Annotated in this window: 19 protein-coding genes; 4 read left to right on the forward strand and 15 right to left on the reverse strand. The window is 56.1% G+C overall.

The annotated features are described in order from the left end of the window. Nucleotides 1-18: 18 nt before the first annotated feature. The 6 genes from ftsB to cysG form a co-directional block, all read right to left on the reverse strand. The gene (gene ftsB / locus IM317_RS07115; protein WP_008499609.1) at nt 19-330 is read right to left on the reverse strand and encodes a cell division protein FtsB; all 312 of its coding nucleotides are present in this window, start codon (nt 328-330) and stop codon (nt 19-21) included. Nucleotides 331-496: 166 nt separating this feature from the next. Next, the gene (locus tag IM317_RS07120; protein ID WP_033146409.1) at nt 497-823 is read right to left on the reverse strand and encodes a DUF3561 family protein; all 327 of its coding nucleotides are present in this window, start codon (nt 821-823) and stop codon (nt 497-499) included. Between the two features lie 58 nt (nt 824-881). Further along, nucleotides 882-1,487, reverse strand: a complete 606-nt coding sequence (gene cysC, locus IM317_RS07125) for an adenylyl-sulfate kinase (protein WP_010434543.1) — start codon at nt 1,485-1,487, stop codon at nt 882-884. Beyond that, the gene (gene cysN, locus IM317_RS07130) at nt 1,487-2,911 is read right to left on the reverse strand and encodes a sulfate adenylyltransferase subunit CysN (protein WP_033146410.1); all 1,425 of its coding nucleotides are present in this window, start codon (nt 2,909-2,911) and stop codon (nt 1,487-1,489) included. The genes cysC and cysN overlap by 1 nt, the downstream gene beginning before the upstream one ends. A gap of 9 nt (nt 2,912-2,920) precedes the next feature. Next, a complete protein-coding gene (cysD, locus tag IM317_RS07135; protein ID WP_010434549.1) occupies nt 2,921-3,829 on the reverse strand; it encodes a sulfate adenylyltransferase subunit CysD in 909 nt (302 codons plus the stop codon). Between the two features lie 9 nt (nt 3,830-3,838). Continuing rightward, the gene (gene cysG / locus IM317_RS07140) at nt 3,839-5,197 is read right to left on the reverse strand and encodes a siroheme synthase CysG (protein ID WP_033146411.1); all 1,359 of its coding nucleotides are present in this window, start codon (nt 5,195-5,197) and stop codon (nt 3,839-3,841) included. A 237-nt stretch (nt 5,198-5,434) separates the two neighbouring features. Between cysG and IM317_RS07145 the strand changes: the two genes are divergently transcribed. After that, complete coding sequence (locus IM317_RS07145) at nt 5,435-6,478, forward strand: aminopeptidase (protein WP_033146412.1); 1,044 nt, start codon at nt 5,435-5,437, stop codon at nt 6,476-6,478. Nucleotides 6,479-6,582: 104 nt separating this feature from the next. On the opposite strand, the gene cysH is transcribed toward IM317_RS07145, so the two are convergent. The 3 genes from cysH to cysJ are packed head-to-tail and all read right to left on the reverse strand — an operon-like array spanning nt 6,583 to nt 10,850. Next, a complete protein-coding gene (gene cysH, locus IM317_RS07150; protein WP_033146413.1) occupies nt 6,583-7,317 on the reverse strand; it encodes a phosphoadenosine phosphosulfate reductase in 735 nt (244 codons plus the stop codon). A gap of 15 nt (nt 7,318-7,332) precedes the next feature. Continuing rightward, a complete protein-coding gene (cysI, locus tag IM317_RS07155) occupies nt 7,333-9,045 on the reverse strand; it encodes an assimilatory sulfite reductase (NADPH) hemoprotein subunit (RefSeq protein ID WP_033146414.1) in 1,713 nt (570 codons plus the stop codon). After that, a complete protein-coding gene (gene cysJ, locus IM317_RS07160) occupies nt 9,045-10,850 on the reverse strand; it encodes an NADPH-dependent assimilatory sulfite reductase flavoprotein subunit (protein ID WP_033146415.1) in 1,806 nt (601 codons plus the stop codon). The genes cysI and cysJ overlap by 1 nt, the downstream gene beginning before the upstream one ends. 306 nt (nt 10,851-11,156) lie before the next feature. Between cysJ and queD the strand changes: the two genes are divergently transcribed. Beyond that, a complete protein-coding gene (gene queD, locus IM317_RS07165; RefSeq protein ID WP_023309002.1) occupies nt 11,157-11,519 on the forward strand; it encodes a 6-carboxytetrahydropterin synthase QueD in 363 nt (120 codons plus the stop codon). 28 nt (nt 11,520-11,547) lie between these two features. Here queD and queE read toward each other — a convergent pair whose 3' ends face one another. The 3 genes from queE to IM317_RS07180 are packed head-to-tail and all read right to left on the reverse strand — an operon-like array spanning nt 11,548 to nt 14,540. Continuing rightward, a complete protein-coding gene (gene queE, locus IM317_RS07170) occupies nt 11,548-12,219 on the reverse strand; it encodes a 7-carboxy-7-deazaguanine synthase QueE (RefSeq protein WP_023333236.1) in 672 nt (223 codons plus the stop codon). A 54-nt stretch (nt 12,220-12,273) separates the two neighbouring features. Continuing rightward, nucleotides 12,274-12,981, reverse strand: a complete 708-nt coding sequence (locus tag IM317_RS07175) for an N-acetylmannosamine-6-phosphate 2-epimerase (protein WP_033146416.1) — start codon at nt 12,979-12,981, stop codon at nt 12,274-12,276. Beyond that, on the reverse strand, nt 12,981-14,540 hold the full coding sequence (locus IM317_RS07180) for a PTS transporter subunit EIIC (protein WP_033146417.1): 1,560 nt from the start codon (nt 14,538-14,540) through the stop codon (nt 12,981-12,983). Before IM317_RS07180 ends, IM317_RS07175 begins: the two co-directional genes overlap by 1 nt. A gap of 165 nt (nt 14,541-14,705) precedes the next feature. Between IM317_RS07180 and IM317_RS07185 the strand changes: the two genes are divergently transcribed. Continuing rightward, on the forward strand, nt 14,706-15,530 hold the full coding sequence (locus IM317_RS07185) for a MurR/RpiR family transcriptional regulator (protein WP_033146418.1): 825 nt from the start codon (nt 14,706-14,708) through the stop codon (nt 15,528-15,530). A 358-nt stretch (nt 15,531-15,888) separates the two neighbouring features. Beyond that, nucleotides 15,889-16,998 (forward strand): SDR family oxidoreductase, encoded by a 1,110-nt coding sequence (locus IM317_RS07190; protein ID WP_033146419.1) that lies wholly within the window; start codon nt 15,889-15,891, stop codon nt 16,996-16,998. Nucleotides 16,999-17,051: 53 nt separating this feature from the next. On the opposite strand, the gene eno is transcribed toward IM317_RS07190, so the two are convergent. The 3 genes from eno to mazG form a co-directional block, all read right to left on the reverse strand. Beyond that, nucleotides 17,052-18,350 (reverse strand): phosphopyruvate hydratase, encoded by a 1,299-nt coding sequence (gene eno / locus IM317_RS07195; protein ID WP_023309012.1) that lies wholly within the window; start codon nt 18,348-18,350, stop codon nt 17,052-17,054. Nucleotides 18,351-18,432: 82 nt separating this feature from the next. Next, nucleotides 18,433-20,070 (reverse strand): glutamine hydrolyzing CTP synthase, encoded by a 1,638-nt coding sequence (gene pyrG, locus IM317_RS07200; protein WP_023309013.1) that lies wholly within the window; start codon nt 20,068-20,070, stop codon nt 18,433-18,435. Nucleotides 20,071-20,293: 223 nt separating this feature from the next. Then, nucleotides 20,294-21,085, reverse strand: a complete 792-nt coding sequence (gene mazG / locus IM317_RS07205) for a nucleoside triphosphate pyrophosphohydrolase (RefSeq protein ID WP_033146420.1) — start codon at nt 21,083-21,085, stop codon at nt 20,294-20,296. Nucleotides 21,086-21,092 lie beyond the last annotated feature (7 nt).

The following is a 21,092-nucleotide window of genomic DNA, read 5'->3' on the forward strand; positions in this document are numbered from 1 at the left end:
TCGTAATCCTGGGCCTGATTATCGATTGTTTTGTGCTGAGCCCTGATTGCGTTTAGACGCATCCGGAACCAGACGATAAAAGGTTTCGCCCGGCTTAGTCATACTGAGTTCATTGCGTGCGCGTTCCTCAATCGCCTCTTGCCCGCCATTGAGGTCATCAATTTCAGCAAAGAGTTGATCGTTTCGCGCCTTAAGTTTGGCGTTTGTTGCCTGCTGAGCCGCGACGTCATCGCTCACCCGGCTATAGTCGTGCAGTCCGTTCTTACCGAACCACAGCGAATATTGCAGCCAGATTAGCAAAGCCAGCAACAGCAGCGTTAGTTTACCCATCCTGCCCCCTGAAAAACGGCATCATCATCCCAAGACTTCCCCAGAGCACTACGCCGGGGTAACAGAGATGCCGCAACATCGCGGGCAAATGTACCACATTTTTTCCGCAGAATCGTCCTGCTCAATATCGTTACACAGTTGGTTACGGTTTGAATTATGGCTGAAGTTAGCCCATGAGCCACAAAAATAACAGACCAAAAATGAGAACCACCGTCACAATCGTGACCACGGTGCTGTACAGGAGCTTACCGTTGAGCAGCGAGTGCAGCGCAATGCCGACGACAACCGCCACGGGCATCAACGCCAGAAAGAAAGGCCAGGTGTAGAGAAAGAAGAACAGCGTGTTGCCGCCGTAGATGAGAAACGGAATGCCAAGCGCCAGCAGCCATGAGACGAAGCCAATGATGGCCCCAGGAAATGACCAGGTCGTTTCGTCGTCGGTCGCTAGCGGCTCCGACCCGGTGGTGGTGATGTAATGTTCACTGTTGCGCATAGCTAATCCTGTGACCGTGACTGATCGTTCGGGAAGACAGCTCCCGAACGATACCGCCTCAGGATCTGATAATATCGTCCCGTCTGAGCAGGTCTAATAATTGGCTTACTAAATTTGTTACCAATTGTTGACCTTCCAGGTGAATTTCAGGCGATTCAGGCGCTTCGTATACCGCGTCAATTCCGGTGAAGTTGCGCAGTTCTCCGGCACGCGCTTTCTTGTATAGCCCTTTCGGGTCGCGCGCTTCGCAAATCTCCAGCGGCGTATCGACAAACACCTCGATAAAGCGATCCTGGCCCACGCGTTCGCGCACCATCTGGCGCTCGGCGCGGTGCGGAGAGATAAACGCGGTCAGCACCACCAGCCCGGCGTCAGCCATCAGGCTGGCGACTTCGCCCACCCGGCGGATGTTCTCTTTGCGGTCATCGTCGCTAAACCCTAAATCGCTGCACAGGCCGTGACGCACGTTGTCGCCATCCAGCAGGTACGTGCTTACGCCCTGCTGATGCAACGCCTCTTCCAGCGCGCCTGCCACCGTCGATTTACCCGAGCCGGACAGCCCGGTAAACCACAGCACAACCCCACGGTGACCGTGGAGCTGTTCGCGCTGGGCGACGGTGACCGGATGAGGATGCCAGACGACGTTCTCATCATGGGCGGCCATTAATTGCCTCCCAGCAGGTCGCGTGCACCCCAGTGCGGGAAGTGTTTACGCACCAGCGCGTTCAGTTCCAGCTCGAAGGCGCTGAATTCAGACGTCGCGGCAGCCTGTTTAATCGGTTCGCGAACCATACCGGCCCCGACGGTAACGTTGGTCAGCCTGTCGATAAAGATAAGACCTCCCGTGACCGGATTCTGCTGATACGGATCCAGCACCAGCGGTTCGTCGAAGGTCAGATCGACCAGACCAATGCCGTTCAGCGGCAGCTCGGTGACGTCACGCTGGGTCAGGTTGTTGATATCCACCTGGAACTGAATACCGTCCACGCGGGCGCGGGTTTTCTTGCCGGCAATTTTGATGTCATAGCTCTGGCCAGCGGTCAGCGGCTGTTCGGCCATCCACACCACGTCCACGGAAGCCCCCTGCACTGCCGCCAGCGTTTCCTGCGCGTCGACGAGCAGGTCGCCCCGGCTGATGTCAATTTCGTCTTTCAGCACCAGCGTTACGGCTTCACCGGCACCCGCTTCCTGCAGGTCACCGTCGAAGGTGACAATGCGGGCGATAGTCGATTCCACGCCGGATGGCAGCACCTTGACGCGCTGACCTACCTTCACGGAACCTGACGCGAGGGTGCCTGAGAAGCCGCGGAAATCGAGGTTTGGACGGTTCACGTACTGCACCGGGAAGCGCATCGGCTGGGTATCGACCACGCGCTGAATTTCAACTGTTTCCAGCACTTCCAGCAGCGTCGGACCGCTGTACCACGGCATGTTCGCGCTCTGGGAGGCGACGTTATCCCCTTCCAGCGCCGAAAGCGGTACAAAGCGAATATCCAGGTTGCCCGGCAGCTGTTCGGCAAAGGTCAGGTAGCTCTGGCGGATCTCCTCGAACTTCTCTTCGCTGAAGTTGACCAGATCCATCTTGTTGACCGCCACCACCAGGTGTTTGATCCCCAGCAGCGTCGAAATAAAGCTGTGACGACGGGTCTGATCCAGCACGCCTTTTCGCGCGTCCATCAGCAGGATCGCCAGGTCGCAGGTGGACGCGCCGGTCGCCATGTTGCGGGTGTACTGCTCGTGCCCCGGGGTATCGGCGATAATAAATTTGCGCTTCTCGGTAGAGAAGTAGCGGTAGGCCACGTCGATGGTGATGCCCTGCTCGCGCTCCGCCTGCAGGCCGTCCACCAGCAGCGCCAGGTCGAGTTTTTCACCCTGGGTGCCGTGACGCTTACTGTCGTTATGCAGGGAAGAGAGCTGATCTTCGTAAATCTGGCGCGTATCGTGCAGCAGGCGGCCAATCAGGGTACTTTTCCCGTCATCCACGCTGCCGCAGGTCAGAAAACGCAGCAGGCTTTTGTGTTGTTGCGCGTGCAGATACGCTTCCACGCCGCCTTCGTTGGCAATTTGTTGAGCAATAGTGGTGTTCATGGCGGCTCCTTAGAAATAACCCTGACGTTTCTTCAGCTCCATGGAGCCTGCCTGGTCGCGGTCAATCACGCGCCCCTGTCGCTCGCTGGTGGTGGACACCAGCATCTCTTCGATGATCTCCGGCAGCGTCTGCGCGCTGGATTCCACCGCCCCGGTCAGCGGCCAGCAGCCGAGGGTACGGAAGCGCACCATCTGTTGTTTGATCACTTCGCCCGGCTGCAGGTCGATACGATCGTCGTCGATCATCATCAGCATGCCGTCGCGCTCCAGCACCGGGCGCTCGGCGGCCAGATACAGCGGAACGATTTCAATGTTTTCCAGATAGATGTACTGCCAGATATCCAGCTCGGTCCAGTTGGAGAGCGGGAAGACGCGAATGCTTTCGCCTTTGTTAATCTGACCGTTGTAGTTGTGCCACAGCTCCGGACGCTGGTTTTTCGGATCCCAGCGGTGGAAGCGGTCGCGGAAGGAGTAGATACGTTCTTTGGCGCGGGATTTCTCCTCGTCACGGCGCGCGCCGCCGAAGGCCGCGTCAAAACCGTATTTGTTCAGCGCCTGCTTCAGCCCTTCGGTTTTCATGATATCGGTGTGCTTGGCGCTGCCGTGCACGAACGGGTTAATGCCCATCGCCACCCCTTCCGGGTTTTTATGCACCAGCAGCTCGCAGCCGTAGGCTTTCGCGGTACGGTCGCGGAACTCGTACATTTCGCGGAATTTCCAGCCGGTATCCACGTGCAGCAGCGGGAACGGCAGCGTGCCCGGATAAAACGCTTTACGCGCCAGATGCAGCATGACGCTGGAATCTTTACCGATGGAGTACATCATCACCGGGTTAGAAAACTCGGCGGCCACTTCGCGGATAATATGGATACTCTCCGCTTCGAGCTGCCGCAGGTGTGTAAGACGTTTTTGGTCCATAACCGTTCCTTAAGCCAAATTTACGACAGAAGAACCAAAGCCTTCTGTATCGGTTGTGTGTTGGAACCAGGCGAGCGTGCTGTGCAGCTGCACCACTTCACCCACCACGATCAGGGCGGGCATCGGGGCGTCTTTCGCCAGGGTTGCAAGATGTTCCAGCGTGCCCGTCGCAACGTGCTGATCGACGCGCGTGCCGCGAGAAATGACGGCAACGGGCGTCGTCGCCTCGCGACCGTGCTGAATAAGCTGTTCGCTGATGTCCGCCGCCTTCATCGTGCCCATGTATATCGCCAGCGTCTGGCGGCTCTGGGCGAGATGCGACCAGTCGAACGGCGTGCTGTCGGCCTTGTAGTGGCCGGTCACAAAGGTCACGCTCTGGGCGTAATCGCGGTGGGTCAACGGGATACCGGCGTAGGCCGTTACCGCAGAGGCCGCCGTGATGCCGGGCACCACCTGGAACGGTATGCCCGCTTCGGCTGCCGCCTGCAGCTCTTCGCCGCCGCGACCAAAAATGAACGGATCGCCCCCTTTCAGGCGCACCACGGTTTTACCCGCTTTGGCGGCGTCAACCAGCATCTGGTTGGTGTCGTGCTGCGGCACCGAGTGCTCGCTAGCCCGTTTGCCGACGCAGATTTGCTCCGCGTCGCGACGGATCAGCTCGCGCACGCCGTCGGTGACCAGATGGTCGTAGAACACCACGTCCGCGTCCTGCAGCACCTGCAGGCCGCGCAGCGTCAGAAGCCCGGCATCGCCCGGCCCTGCCCCCACCAGAATAATCTCCCCGCCCGTGCTGCCGGGGTTATCCAGTTCGTCCTCGAGAATTTTCTGCGCTGCCGTCTCATTACCGGTATGCATCAGGCTGGCAAAGCGGCCGCGAAACACGCGCTCCCAGAAGCGACGGCGCTCCGTTACGCTGGTCAGGCGCGTTTTCAGGTGGTTGCGCCAGTAGCTGGCTTTTTCCGCCATGCGCCCGAGGCTGGTCGGCAGCAGCGCTTCGATTTTTTCACGCAGCACGCGCGCCAGCACCGGTGCGGTACCGCCGGAGGAGATCGCCACCAGCAGCGGAGAACGGTCAACGATCGACGGGAAGATGAACGAACATAACGGCTGGTCGTCCACCACGTTCACCAGGCGGTAACGGGCCTGAGCGGCGTCGGAAATCCGCCGGTTCAGGTCGCGATCTTCGGTCGCCGCAATCACCAGCACGACGCTGTCGATTTGTGATTCGTCAAAATCCGCTTCTGCCACTACCCGCACCTGCGCCCCTGCGCGTTGCAGAAACGCGATTTTGCGATCGGCAATTTCACCCGTGCCAACAACCAGCACCGGCTTCTCTTTTATCGCGGCAAATAAGGGCAGATAGTCCACAAGCAACAACTCACTAACAACGAGGAATAAAGGGACTATAGGGGGCGGCTTAGACCGAATGAAATTACGAATTGGAATGAGTAGTTACTCAATGGAATAACGCCGTGAAAAAGCTAATACCAAAAAGTGCTTAACACGCGAAATTTCGGGCATTTAAGACCAATTCAAATTGTGTATGGACGATCACAGTTTCATACTAGGCGGGTTATTATTTTGCTCAGTTTTTAAGGACTCACTATGTTTTCCGCAACGCGCCACCGTATTGCTGCCCTGGCGTTCGGCGTTTGCTTTATTCTTCCTGCCCAGGCAAAAAACCAACCTTATGGTGAAATCGCCACTATGCAGGCGCGGCATATTGCCACCGTCTTCCCTGGCCGCATGACCGGCTCGCCTGCGGAGATGCTCTCTGCGGACTATCTTCGCCAGCAGTTTGCCGGGATGGGCTACCAGAGCGATATCCGGTCGTTTCACAGCCGCTACGTCTATACCTCACGAAATAAAACGAAAAACTGGCATAACGTGACCGGCAGTACGGTTATCGCGGCGCATGAAGGTCGCGCGGCTGAACAGATTATTATCATGGCGCACCTTGATACCTACGCCCCGATGAGCGATGCCGATACGGATAACAACCTCGGCGGGCTGACGCTGCAGGGCATGGACGACAACGCGGCGGGCCTGGGCGTGATGCTCGAACTGGCCGAGCGGATGAAAGATATTCCAACCCAGTATGGTATTCGTTTCGTGGCCACCAGCGGTGAAGAAGAGGGCAAACTCGGCGCTGAGAATCTCCTTAAACGCATGAGCGCTGAGGAGAAGAAAAATACGCTGCTGGTGATCAACCTCGATAACCTGATCGTCGGCGATAAGCTTTATTTCAACAGCGGGCAGAGTACGCCGGGACCCGTGCGGAAACTGACGCGCGACCGGGCGCTGGCGATTGCCCGCAGACATGGTGTTTTTGCCACGACCAATCCGGGCGGGAATTCTGCTTTCCCACGCGGAACAGGCTGCTGCAACGACGGGGAAGTCTTCGACAAGGCGGGCATTCCGGTGCTGTACGTGGAAGCGACAAACTGGGCATTGGGCAAGAAAGATGGCTATCAGCAACGCGCTAAATCGAAAGCCTTCCCGGACGGGACAAGCTGGCACAACGTGATGCTGGATAATCAGCAGCACATTGACAGCGCGCTGCCGCAGCGGATTGAGCACCGCAGTCGTGATGTGGTGAAGGTCATGCTGCCGCTGGTGAAGGAGCTGGCGAAAGCGGGGAAAGCCTGAGGTTTTTAAGGCCTGATGCCCTCACCCCAACCCTCTCCCACAGGGAGAGGGAGGATAAGCCTTTGTAGGCCCGGTAAGCGCAGCGCCACCGGGCAAAAAGGTTATCACCCTTCGTGCAGCCCGCACTCGCGCTTCAGCCCAAAGAATCGCGTCTCTTCTTCCGCCATTCCCGGTTCCCATTTGCGCGTGGTGTGGGTGTCGCCCACCGACAGATAGCCCTGGTCCCACAGCGGATGGTACTTCAGCCCGTGTTTTTGCAGATACTGATACACCGTACGGTTATCCCAGTCGATAATCGGCAGCACTTTAAATACCCCGCGCTGGACCGCCAGCACCGGTAAGGTTGCACGGCTGCCGGACTGCTCGCGGCGCAGCCCCGCAAACCACGTCTGCGCATTGAGCTCTTTCAGCGCACGGTTCATCGGCTCGACTTTGTTGATCTCATTGTATTTCTCAATGCCCTCAACGCCCTGCTCCCACAGCTTACCGTAGCGCGCCTCCTGCCAGGCCGCACTTTCCGTCGCGCGGTACACTTTGAGGTTCAGCTTGAGCTTGTCCGTCAGCTCGTCAATAAACTGGTAGGTTTCAGGAAACAGGTAGCCGGTATCGGTGAGGATCACCGGAATGTCCGGACGGATCTGATTCACCAGATGCAGGCTGACCGCCGCCTGAATACCAAAGCTCGACGAGAGCACATAGTCTCCCGGCAGGTTTTCCAGCGCCCACGCCACGCGCCCTTCGGCATCCAGCTTTTCAAGGCGGGCATTGGTTTCTGCCAGCGCCAGAATGCGTTCGACTTTAGGCAGATCGTTAAGGGCGTTTAGATCGAGTACGGACATAATTACCTCTCGTGGTTACTCCCAGAAATCCCTTGCGGGATCGAGCACCGGGCGAATGATGCCCGCACGCACCGTAAAGTCGCCGAAGCCTTCACCCGCTTCGCGCTCTTTCGCCCAGCGCCCGACAAGCTCGTCGATGGAATCAAGGATTTCCGGCTCGGTAATGTTCTCGCGGAACATACGCGGAATGCGCGTGCCGATACGGTTACCGCCCAGGTGCAAGTTGTAACGACCCGGCGCTTTCCCCACCAGACCCAGCTCGGCCAGCATCGCGCGGCCGCAGCCGTTCGGGCAGCCGGTGACGCGCATAACAATATGCTCGTCCGGAATACCGTGTTTTTCCAGAATCGCCTCCACTTTGTCAGTGAATGACGGCAGGAAACGTTCCGCTTCGGCCATCGCCAGCGGACAGGTCGGGAACGACACGCAGGCCATCGAGTTTTCACGCTGCGGCTTAACCGCATCCATTAACCCGTGATCGCGTGCCAGCTTCTCTATCTTCGCCTTCTGGCTCTCCGGCACGCCGGCAATAATGAGATTCTGGTTAGCGGTAATGCGGAATTCGCCTTTATGGATCTTAGCAATTTCCAGCAGACCGGTTTTCAGCGGACGGCCCGGATAATCCAGAATACGGCCGTTTTCGATAAACAGCGTCAGGTGCCACTTATTATCGATACCCTTCACCCAGCCAATGCGATCGCCGCGACCGGTGAATTCGTAAGGGCGGATCGGCTCAAATTTGATGCCCGCACGACGCTCCACTTCCTCTTTGAACGTCTCAACGCCCACGCGCTCCAGGGTGTATTTGGTTTTCGCGTTTTTACGGTCGGTACGGTTGCCCCAGTCGCGTTGGGTGGTTACTACCGCTTCCGCCACGGCCAGCGTGTGCTCCAGCGGCAGGAAGCCGAACTCGCTCGCGGTACGGGCGTAGGTTTTCTTGTTACCGTGCTCAATGGACAGGCCGCCGCCCACCAGCAGGTTAAAGCCAATCAGCTTGCCGTTTTCGGCAATCGCCACGAAGTTCATGTCGTTGGCGTGCAGATCGATATCGTTCTGCGGTGGGATCACGACCGTGGTTTTAAACTTACGCGGCAGATAGGTCTGGCCAAGGATCGGTTCTTCGTCCGTGGTCGCGACTTTTTCCTGATCGAGCCAAATCTCCGCATAGGCGCGGGTGCGCGGCAGCAGGTGCTCAGAGATCTTCTTCGCCCACTCGTACGCTTCGGCGTGCAGCTGGGACTCATACGGGTTCGAGGTGCAAAGCACGTTACGGTTCATGTCGTTGGCGGTCGCCAGCGCGTCCAGCCCGACCGAGTGCAGCATCTGATGCACCGGCTTCACGTTCTTCTTCAGAATGCCGTGGAACTGGAAGGTCTGACGGTTGGTCAGGCGGATGCTGCCATAAATCGTGTTTTCACCGGCAAACTTGTCAATGGCCTGCCACTGCCTGGTGGTGATCACCCCGCCCGGCAGGCGGCAGCGCAGCAGCATCGCATGACGCGGCTCCAGCTTCTGTTCGGCACGCTCGGCGCGGATGTCGCGATCGTCCTGCTGGTACATGCCGTGGAAGCGGATCAGCAGGAAGTTGTCGCCTTTGAAGCCGCCGGTGAGACCGTCATTCAGATCTTCAGCAATGGTGCCGCGCAGATAGTTGCTTTCCAGCTTCATGCGCTCGGCGTCTGTCAGTTTACCTTCGACCACCAGTGGCCCTGGATGTTTTTCGCTCATTAGTAGACATCTCGCTGATAACGGCGCTCAACGCGCAGCTCACTTAAAAATTCATCCGCCGTTTCGGCATCCATACCGCCGAATTCGGCAATCACTTCCAGCAGTGCCTGCTCAACGTCTTTCGCCATGCGATTGGCGTCGCCGCAGACATAAATGTGGGCACCGTCATTGATCCAGCGCCACAGCTCTGCGCCCTGTTCGCGCAGTTTATCTTGTACGTATACTTTTTCTTTCTGGTCGCGGGACCAGGCCAGATCGATGCGGGTCAGTACGCCTTCTTTCACATAGCGCTGCCACTCAACCTGGTAGAGGAAATCCTCGGTAAAGTGCGGGTTGCCGAAGAACAGCCAGTTTTTACCCGGCGCTTCATCTGCCGCGCGCTGCTGCATGAAGGCGCGGAACGGCGCAATGCCGGTGCCTGGGCCAATCATGATGACCGGCGTTTCCGGGTTCGCCGGCAGGCGGAAGTTGTCGTTGTGCTCGATAAAGACGCGCACTTCGCCCTCTTCTTCCACGCGATCCGCCAGGAAGCTTGATGCCCCACCCGCACGGGCGCGGCCTTCGATGTCGTAGCGCACCACGCCGACGGTAATATGCACTTCACTCTCCACTTCGGCCTGCGAAGAGGCGATGGAGTACAGGCGCGGCGTCAGCGGTCGCAGCAGGCCGATCAGCGCATCCGCATCCAGCTGAGCCGGAGAGAAACGCACCATATCGACAATTGGCGTCGTCGCGGCGTAATGCTGCAGCTTCGCTTTGTCGCCCACCAGCGGCAGCAGGGATTCGCTGCGCGTTAAGGTGGCATAATTTTCGACGATATTCGGGGTGTTCACCGTCAGCTCGAAATGCCACTGCAGCGCCTCTGCAAGCGGCTGGGTTTTGCCGTCAACGGTGACGGGCTCGTCACCCTTCAGCCACAGCAGCTCAACCAGCTCTTTCACCAGAGCCGGATCGTTCTGATACCAGATACCCAGCGCGTCGCCCGGCTGATAGCGCAGGCCAGAGTCGCCGAGATCGATCTCGATATGGCGCACGTCTTTTTCCGAATCGCGTCCGGTGATTTTCTGGTTCACCGACAGGCTCGCCGTCAGCGGCGCCTCTTTGGTGTACGGGCTGGTGTGGATGTCGTTGACGGCCCCCGTCGCGGTGAACGCGGCCTGCGCCGACGTCTCTTTCGGCACGCGCGCTTTCAACACCTCAACGATGCGCGCACGCCATTCGGCGGCGGCGGTCTGGTATTCAACATCTGCGTCAACGCGGTCCAGCAGGCGCTCCGCGCCCAGCTCCGCCAGCCTGCTGTCGAAGTCTTTACCGGACTGGCAGAAGAATTCATACGAGGTATCGCCCAGGCCAAATACGGCAAACGCCGTGGCATCCAGCTTCGGCGCTTTTTTCGAGAACAGGAACTTATGCAGGGCCACCGCTTCTTCAGCAGGTTCACCTTCACCCTGCGTAGAGGCGACCACCACCAGCAGTTTTTCTGACGCGATTTGCTTAAATTTATAATCCCCGGCGTTGACCAGGTTCACGTTCAGTTTGGCGGCCAGGAGGTCGTCACGCAGCGCTTCGGCCACGCGGCGCGCATTGCCCGTCTGCGAGGCGGAAATCAGGGTAATGGCCGGAATTTCAACGGCCGTTACCGGTGCACCCGCCACAGCGCCAGGCTGCTGATTGAGCATTCCCCAGAAATAACCGGAGACCCAGGCAAGCTGAGTGGGAGAAAAATCAGAGGTGGCAGCCTGAAGGCGCGCCAGTTGCTCCGGGTTCAGGGGAAGCAAATTTGAAGGTGGGGCCTGTGTTGTCATGCGTCGTTATGTTCCAGTAGCCAAGCGGACTTTAAGCGAATAAATCCAAACTGAAGATAAGGTTAACGGCGAGGATAATAACAATTAAAGAAGGGATGGAAATAATAAATAACCAAATGGACTAACCTGTTTTAGTTGTCATACTTAGCGATAAAACCGATTAATTAACCCTCTGAAAATTATCGATAAAAGCATCAAAAAACGCCTGTTAACGAGACGCCAGGCTTCAGAGCCGTTTTAGTTAATGCTAAAAATTGTGCTTTCCGGTACTATGCGGCGGTTTTTTCCGCATTACTGAGAGCGATCATGTCCACCACACTGTTTAAAGATTTCACCTTCGAAGCCGCCCACCACCTTCCGCATGTCCCTGAAGGGCATAAATGCGGCCGTCTGCACGGGCATTCGTTCATGGTGCGTCTTGAGATCACCGGTGAAGTTGATCCGCATACCGGTTGGATCATGGATTTTGCCGAACTGAAGGCGGCGTTTAAGCCGACCTACGATCGTCTGGATCATTACTACCTGAATGATATCCCGGGCCTTGAAAACCCGACCAGCGAAGTGCTGGCGAAATGGATTTGGGATCAGATGAAGCCGCTGGTACCGCTGCTGAGCGCGGTGATGATTAAAGAGACCTGTACCGCCGGCTGTATCTATCGCGGGGAGTAAAAAAAGCCCGGCTAAACCGGGCTTTTTTTTAGGCAATATTCAGGTATTTGTGCGTCTGCATCGACAGGCGCCAGTTGCGCGCAATACAGGTTTCAATGCACAGGCGCGTCGCGTCGTCTTTCTGGCTGATCGGCTGTAGCGCAATGACGCGCTGCTTTTCATCCGTCAGCGTTGCCAGCAGTTCATCCAGCGCTTCGATATCACGCACGCGCCCAACCGGGTGCTTAATCTCATCCGCGCGTTCCAGCGCCTGAGACAGCACGTCATACCCGCCGCGCATATTCACTTTTGGCGATACCGTCACCCAGGTGGTGTGTGAACAGCGCACTTCATGGGTGCCGCTGGTTTCAATCTGGCAGCTGTAGCCGTTCTTTTCGAGCAGCTCGGTCAGCGGCGTCAAATCGTGGATGCAGGGTTCACCGCCGGTGATCACGACGTGGCGCGCCGTCCAGCCCTGACGACCAATAATGGCCAGCAGATCTTCTGAACTGCCCGCGCCCCACTTATCGCTCTCTTTGGTTTTCGCCAGAATGCTAAACAGCGACACTTCCCGATCTGCGAGCTTATCCCACGTATGTTTGGTATCACACCAGGCACAGCCAACCGGGCATCCCTGTAAACGAATGAAAATAGCGGGAACGCCGGTAAAGTAACCCTCGCCTTGCAGGGTCTGGAACATCTCGTTAATCGGGTACTGCATAGTCATCTCAGTAAAGGGGATAAACGATAAGTATCGCAGATCCCCGCCGGATGGTCATGCTCCATCGGTGCTTTGCGCGCCAATCGCCGCCATAAAACGCTCGGTAATTTGCTGTGGACGGGTGATGGCGCCGCCGACCACCACCGTATGCGCGCCCAGCGCCAGGCATCTGGCCGCGCGTTCAGGCGTATCCACGTTGCCTTCGGCAACCACGGGAACCGTCACGGCAGCCAGCACGGCCTTCAGAAACGCGCAGTCATTTTCCGGAAGCGAATGGCCCGCCGTTTCCGCCGTATAGCCGTAAAGCGTGGTGCCGACGCAGTCAAATCCAAGCGCCTGCGCCGTCACGGCTTCGCCCACGGTGGAAATATCGGCCATCAGCAGTACCGAGGGGTAGCGCGAGCGGATGCGCGCGACCAGCGTTTCCAGGGATTCTCCACCAGGGCGCTCCCGCGCCGTCGCATCGAGCGCAATGATTTCCGGAGAGACGGCCATGAGCTCATCCACCTCTTTCATCGTGGCGGTGATAAACACCTCGCTTTCCGGGTAATCCCGTTTGATGATGCCGATGACAGGCAAAGAGACCTGCTGCTTAATGGCCTCGATATCCACCACGCTGTTGGCACGAATGGCAGCAGCCCCGCCCTGCGCCGCCGCCAGCGCCATGCGCGACATAATAAACGGGCTATGCAGCGGTTCATTTTCCAGCGCCTGACAGGAGACGACCAGTTTTCCCTTCAGGTTATCCAGTACAGTTTTCATTACGATAAGATCTCTTCCACTTCGTTTTTGATAATCGTGACGTGCGGGCCATAAATGACCTGAACACCGTTACCGCGCACGATAACGCCGCGCGCGCCGGTGGCTTTCAGCGCCGCGTCATTCACTTTGCTGCCGTCCTTCACCGTGACGCGAAGACGCGTGGCGCAGCAGTCCACCTCTTCCAGATTCTCTTTTCCGCCTAATCCCGCGATCACCGCAACGGCGCGCTCGCTCTGCGAAAAGGTCACCTCATTGGCCATCGCCTCCTTTTCCCGACCCGGCGTGGCAAAATCAAAACGGTTAATCAGATAGCGGAAGGTGAAGTAGTAAAGGAAGAACCACGGCACGCCCACCAGCGGAACGAACATCCAGTTAGTTTTGGCCTCTCCCTGCAAAATGCCGAACAGCACGAAGTCAATAAAACCGCCGGAGAAGGTTTGCCCGATGGTGATATGCAGCATGTGCGCGAGCATGAACGCCAGCCCGTCAAACAGCGCATGAATGACGTAAAGCACAGGCGCAATAAACAGGAAGGAAAACTCGATAGGCTCGGTAATCCCGGTCAGGAACGAGGTTAACGCCGCAGAGAGCAGCAGCCCGGCAACGCGCTTTTTGTTCTCCGGTTTTGCCGTGTGGTACATCGCCAGACACGCGCCGAGCAGGCCAAACATCATCGTAATAAAGCGCCCGGACATGAAGCGCGACGTGCCCTCATAGAAATGCTGCGTGTTCGGGTCGGCCAGCTGGGCGAAGAAGATCCGCTGTGTGCCCTCGACGAGGTGACCGTTAACAATCTCACTGCCGCCGAGCGCGGTGGTCCAGAACGGCAGATAGAAGATGTGGTGCAAACCAAACGGGCCCAGCATGCGTAAAATAAAGCCGTACAGCAGGGTGCCCAGATAGCCGGTGGCATCCACCAGCCCGCCGAGACCAAAAATCAGTTTCTGAAAATGCGGCCAGACCACCGTCATGAGCGCGCCGACGAGTATCGCCGCCAGCGAGCTGATGATGGGAACAAAGCGCGACCCGCCAAAGAACCCGAGGAACTGCGGAAGCGCAATTTTATTAAACCGATGATGGAGCGTGCAGGTCACCAGACCAATCACCACGCCGCCAAACACGCCGGTTTCCAGCGTCTGGATCCCCAGCGTCATGCCCTGCCCAACTGCGCCCGGGTTCTCGTGCGCCAGTTTGCCGGTGAGGATCAGCAGCGCGTTGATGGTGGCATTCATTACCAGAAACGCGAGTAGCGCCGCCAGCCCAGCCGTGCCCTTATCGCTTTTTGCCAACCCGACGGCTACCCCAACCGCAAACAGCACCGAAAGGTTCGCAAACACGATTGAACCGGCGCTGCTCATGATAGTGAAAATGGCCTGCAGCCAGCCCACATCTAAAAACGGATAAGCCGCCAGCGTATTGGGATTCGATAACGCGCCGCCTATCCCCAGCAGCAGGCCCGCCGCGGGCAGCACGGCGATGGGCAACATAAAGGATTTACCAAAGCGCTGCGCTTTTTCAAACCATCCCCCCGAAGAAGCACCACTGAACATTTGCATCATTTTTTCATCTCCCCGTTAAACGATGAAAATTTTTACCATATAAATATTACTCAGTGAAAATTATCATCAAAAACCAGGAAGCCGATCATACTTTTTCAAAATGACTGGCATCTTTCCCCTCCTTTCCGCCACACTAGTCGCAGCGAAACACATTAAGGACGTGACATGTCGGACCATGAAAATCTGCTGCTGAAGCTCCGCCAGGAGGCTTCCGGGTACAGCCCAACGCAACAAAAACTCGGTGAGTTTGTCCTCAGCGATCCTGCCCGGGTGCTCTACCTGACGATCACTGAACTGGCGCGCGAGAGCCGCACCAGCGAAGCCAGCGTCACGCGCCTTTGCCGGACGCTGGGCTGCAAGGGCTATAACGAATTTAAAATGGCGCTTGCGCTGGATATTCAGCAGGGCCAGCCCGCGCGTCAGGCGGGGGATGAGATTGATAACGTCGTGGATGAGTCGGTGCAGGCTTTGCAGGATACCGCCAGACTCCTCGACCGCACGCTGCTTGAAAAAGCGGCGCTGGCGCTGCATCAGGCGCAATCCGTGCAGATTTATGGCGTCGCGGCCAGCGCGATCCTCGGCGAGTATCTGCATTACAAGCTGCTGCGGCTGGGAAAACCCGCACAGCTGTTTAGCGATATGCACCGCGCGGCCATGAATGCGACAACGCTTTCGAAAGATACGCTGGTTGTGGCCATCTCCAGTTCGGGTTCAACGCGGGATTTACTCCACGTGGTGAAGCTTGCCCGCAAGCGCGGCGTTAAGGTTCTGGCGCTCAGCAATACGCCCCGCAGCCCGCTGGCGTCTCTGAGCGACATGCAGCTGGTTGCCGCCAAACCAGAAGGCCCTCTAAGTGCAGGCGCGCTCAATGCTAAGGTTGGAGTGATGCTGCTGGTCGAGCTGTTGACCACGTCCATGATTGCGCTGGATGGTCATTACGGCGACGTTAGCCAGCAAACAGCCAGCGCCACGCTTCCCCTTTTGCTCTGAAAATCATTCGCAGGCTAAATAAATCGGCCTGCGATTTATGTTGTCTGATTTGAGTTAAGGGGTATTTAAAACATTTATTGAATAAATGTTTGGTGTAACAAATTATTATATTTATTACATTTTGAATTACGTTCATCACTCAGCAAAACCCAGGTAAAAAACATTAAATTCAATGAGTTAAAATTTAAATTTTAATAGAGTGAATTTTTACCCTTGCGATAATGTCCAATATCTCCACCTGATTTCCTTTCCTTAAAATAAGCTTAAGACGCCATTGGTTTCGCCGTTTTATTATTTAAATGCCGTTTACTTTTGCACGCCTACAATCCGCCTCATCAATCATAATGAGACGGTATTAATGAAGATGTTATTGATTACAGGCGTGACCGGATTTCTGGGCGGTGCAGTTCTTGAAAAAATCCTGACCAGCGATCAACCCGCAAAACTCCTTTTGCTTGCGCGCGCCAGCGATCCGCAGAGCGGGCTGGATCGCGTGCTGGAGAACATGCGCAAGTTCAACGTTCCCGAGGACAAACTGGCCTCTCTGGGCGTGGATAATATCCTGATTGGCGACCTCAGCCAGCCGGATGCCTTCCTGAACGATCCCCGTCTGGATCGGGTCACGCACGTGGTTAACTGTGCGGCCGTCGCCTCATTTGGTAATAACCCGCTGATCTGGAAGGTCAACGTTGAAGGTACGCTCGCGCTGGCGCGCCGTATGGAGCAGGTCACCGGACTGCAGCGTTTCCTCCACGTCGGCACCGCAATGTCATGCACGCCGGAGCAGGATTCACTGGTCGCCGAAAGCGCTGAATTCAGAGAGAATGCTGAACACCTGGTGGAATACACGTTTTCGAAGTCAACCATCGAACAGCTGATGCGCCAGGAGTGCCCTAACCTGCCGCTGCTCATCGCCCGTCCGTCCATCGTTGTCGGCCATACCCGTCACGGCTGCACGCCGTCGAGCAGCATTTTCTGGGTCTTTAGCATGGGCCTGATGCTGCAGAAGTTTATGTGCTCAATGGAAGACCGGATTGACGTTGTTCCGGTGGATTATTGCGCCGACGCGATGTTAATGCTGCTCAACAGCAACGCTCGTCCGGGAGAAGTGGTGCACATTTCTGCGGGAGAAGAGAACAGCGTTCGCTTTGCGGATATCGATCAGGCAATGGCGCAGGCGCTGGAGAAAGCCCCCGTCGGGGATAAATATGCGCAGGTCAGCTACGAAACGCTGGTCAGAATGCGCCGCGAGCTGAAACATATTTTTGGCCCATGCAACGAGCGTCTGATGCTGAAAGCCATGCGTTTATACGGTGCATTTGCCACGCTTAACGTGCGCTTCAGCAACGATAAACTGCTGAGCATGGGGATGCCGAAGCCGCCCCGGTTTACGGATTACATCGCCCGCTGCGTGCAAACCACCCAGGGGCTGACCATTCCGGAGCAAATGGCGGTCGATTTTAAATAGCCAAAAAAAATGCCAGTCATTCGACTGGCATTTTCATGTTAAGGCTTAAGCAATTATGCCTGGCCTTTGATCTCTTTCAGACCGTTGTATGGTGCTTTTTCGCCCAGCGCTTCTTCGATACGAATCAGCTGGTTGTATTTAGCAACACGGTCAGAACGGCTCATAGAACCGGTTTTGATCTGGCCTGCAGCGGTACCTACAGCCAGGTCGGCAATGGTAGCGTCTTCAGTTTCGCCAGAACGGTGAGAGATAACAGCGGTGTAGCCAGCGTCTTTCGCCATTTTGATCGCAGCCAGAGTTTCGGTCAGAGAACCGATCTGGTTGAATTTGATCAGGATGGAGTTAACGATGCCTTTCTCGATGCCTTCTTTCAGGATCTTGGTGTTGGTTACGAACAGGTCGTCACCAACCAGCTGGATTTTGTCGCCCAGTACTTTAGTCTGGTATGCGAAGCCAGCCCAGTCAGACTCGTCCAGACCGTCTTCGATAGACACGATTGGGTACTGTTTGGTCAGGTCTTCCAGGAAGTGAGTGAACTCTTCGGAGGTGAACGCTTTGTTGCCTTCGCCAGCCAGAACGTATTTACCGTCTTTGTAGAATTCAGATGCTGCACAGTCCATCGCCAGGGTGATGTCTTTGCCCAGCTCGTAGCCAGCAGCTTTAACTGCTTCTGCGATAACGGCCAGTGCTTCTGCGTTAGAACCCAGGTTTGGCGCATAGCCACCTTCGTCACCAACAGCAGTGTTCATACCTTTAGCTTTCAGAACTTTAGCCAGGTTGTGGAACACTTCAGAACCCATACGTACCGCTTCTTTCAGGGATTTCGCGCCAACTGGCTGAATCATGAATTCCTGAATATCAACGTTGTTGTCTGCGTGCTCACCACCGTTGATGATGTTCATCATTGGTACAGGCATGGAGTATTTGCCTGGGGTGCCGTTCAGTTCAGCGATGTGCTCGAACAGTGGCATACCTTTCGCAGCAGCAGCCGCTTTGGCGTTCGCCAGAGAAACTGCCAGGATTGCGTTCGCACCGAAGTTAGATTTGTTTTCAGTACCGTCCAGATCGATCATGATCTTGTCGATGCCAGCCTGGTCTTTGGCGTCTTTGCCAAGGATTGCCTGAGCAATCGGACCGTTTACAGCGCCAACCGCTTTCAGTACGCCTTTGCCCAGGAAGCGGGATTTGTCGCCATCGCGCAGTTCCAGCGCTTCGCGAGAACCAGTAGAAGCACCTGATGGAGCAGCAGCCATACCAACGAAACCACCTTCCAGGTGAACTTCGGCTTCAACGGTCGGGTTACCACGGGAGTCGATGATTTCACGACCGATGACTTTAACGATTTTGGACATTAGATTTTCCTCAGTACAAGTTAAACTAAAACTCCAGACAAACAACGCGTACCAAAGGTACGCGTTGCCGTTCTAACTTTTTTTACTTCGCCTGACGCTTCTGGTAGTCGCTGGCGGCCTTCACGAAGCCTGCAAACAGCGGATGCCCGTCACGTGGCGTTGAAGTAAATTCCGGGTGGAACTGGCAGGCGACAAACCACGGATGGTTTGGCACTTCAATGATCTCGACTAACTGATCATCCCCGGAGCGGCCCGCAACACGCAGGCCCGCGGCTTCAATAGGTTTCAACAACATGTTGTTGACTTCATAGCGGTGACGATGGCGCTCGGTGATGACCGGCTCGCCGTACAGCTTGCGAACCACGCTATCGTCAGACAGCTGGCAGGCCTGTGCGCCAAGACGCATGGTGCCACCCAGATCGCTCTTCTCGGTACGGACTTCGACGTTACCTTCTTCGTCACGCCATTCAGTGATAAGCGCCACAACAGGGTACTTACAGTCTGGCACAAATTCCGTAGAGTTCGCGTTTTCCATTCCCGCTACGTTGCGCGCAAATTCGATCAGCGCAACCTGCATACCCAGACAGATGCCGAGGTATGGAATATTGTTTTCACGCGCATAGCGCGCGGTGGCGATCTTGCCTTCTACACCACGGTAGCCGAAGCCGCCAGGAATGAGGATAGCATCCAGATCTTTCAGGATTTCAACGCCACGCGTTTCAACATCCTGCGAATCAATCAGCTTGATGTTCACGGAAACACGGTTCTTCAGACCACCGTGTTTCAGCGCTTCGATCACTGACTTATAGGCATCCGGCAGTTCAATGTACTTGCCGACCATACCGATAGTCACTTCGCCTGCCGGGTTGGCTTCTTCATAAATAACCTGTTCCCATTCAGACAGGTTCGCTTCCGGACAGTTCAAGCTGAATCGTTTACAAATATAATCGTCCAGGCCCTGAGATTTCAACAGGCCCGGGATTTTATAAATGGAATCGACATCTTTCATTGAAATAACGGCTTTTTCAGGCACGTTACAGAACAATGCAATTTTCGCACGTTCGTTCGCCGGAACCGCGCGATCGGAGCGGCAAACCAGGATATCTGGCTGAATACCAATGGAGAGCAGCTCTTTCACAGAGTGCTGAGTCGGCTTGGTTTTCACTTCACCTGCGGCGGCCATGTACGGCACCAGAGTCAGGTGCATGAACAGCGCGTGCTCACGGCCGATATCTACCGCCAGCTGACGAATCGCTTCCAGGAATGGCAGGGATTCGATATCACCCACGGTACCGCCGATTTCAACCAGCACCACGTCGTGGCCTTCGCCACCCGCAACAATGCGTTCTTTGATTGCGTTAGTGATGTGCGGGATAACCTGAACGGTTGCACCCAGATAGTCACCACGGCGCTCTTTACGCAGAACGTCGGAGTAGATGCGGCCAGTCGTGAAGTTGTTACGACGGGTCATTTTGGTGCGGATGAAACGCTCGTAGTGGCCAAGATCCAGATCGGTTTCAGCGCCGTCTTCAGTAACGAACACTTCCCCGTGTTGGATTGGGCTCATGGTGCCCGGATCGACGTTGATGTACGGATCCAGTTTCATCATGGTCACATTGAGGCCACGGGCTTCAAGAATGGCTGCGAGGGAGGCTGCGGCAATGCCTTTACCCAGAGAGGATACGACCCCGCCGGTCACAAAAATATAGTTCGTTGTCATGCTGAACCTGAGAAGTTAGGGTGAAACGATGGAATAACCAGGACGGGAAAGTAGTATACCCGAACACGGCGAGCGCCACAAACTTTCATTCTCCGTCTCCATTCCAGGCCATGACAAACATAAGGAGTGAGAAAATAGCCCCTTTTGGGTAAATGTTTTTGACGCAAATCAAGCGCTTGTCATTTAAAAAATCACACAAATTGCGCTTGATCGCAAAATCTCGTTAGAGATCAGATTCCTGGCGCTTTACTTCCTGCCAGACTTCTTCCATTGCCTCGAGGTCAATTCCGCTCATTTCCAGGCCTCGCGAGGCGACAATCCGCTCAACTTCGCGAAAGCGTCGTTCGAATTTTAGGTTGGCTTTTTGCAGGGCGGTTTCCGCTTTTACACCCAGATGGCGAGAAAGGTTGACAGTCGCAAACAGCAGGTCGCCCATTTCTTCCTCAAGCTTTGCTTCATCCACCACCGCCTGCTGCGCTTCGTGCATGACTTCGTCAATCTCTTCGTGCACTTTATCCAGCACCGGGCCGAGGGAGTCCCAGTCAAAACCGACGGCGGAGCAGCGTTTCTGGATTTTATGCGCGCGCATCAGCGCGGGCAGGCTCAGCGGAATATCATCCAGCGCCGAGTGCTGGGATTTTTCCGCCCGCTCGGCGCTTTTGATCTGCTCCCAGCGGGCCAGCACCTCAGCGCTGTTCTCTGCGGTGGCATCGCCGAAGATATGGGGATGACGGCGCTCAAGCTTGTCGCTGATGGCAGCGCAGATATCGTCAAAGTTAAAGCGCCCCTCTTCCTGCGCCATTTGCGCATAGAACACCACCTGGAACAGCAGATCGCCCAGCTCGCCGCGCAGGTCGTCAAAATCTTCGCGGGAAATGGCGTCCAGCACCTCGTAGGTTTCTTCGAGGGTATAAGGCGCAATGGTGGCGAAAGTCTGCTCTTTGTCCCACGGGCAGCCGTTTTCAGGATCGCGCAGGCGTTTCATGATGCCGAGCAGGCGGTCGATTTGAGTCATAGTGTTT

This window comes from Enterobacter cloacae complex sp. S3 (assembly GCF_014930495.1).
Classification (GTDB): domain Bacteria; phylum Pseudomonadota; class Gammaproteobacteria; order Enterobacterales; family Enterobacteriaceae; genus Enterobacter; species Enterobacter asburiae_B.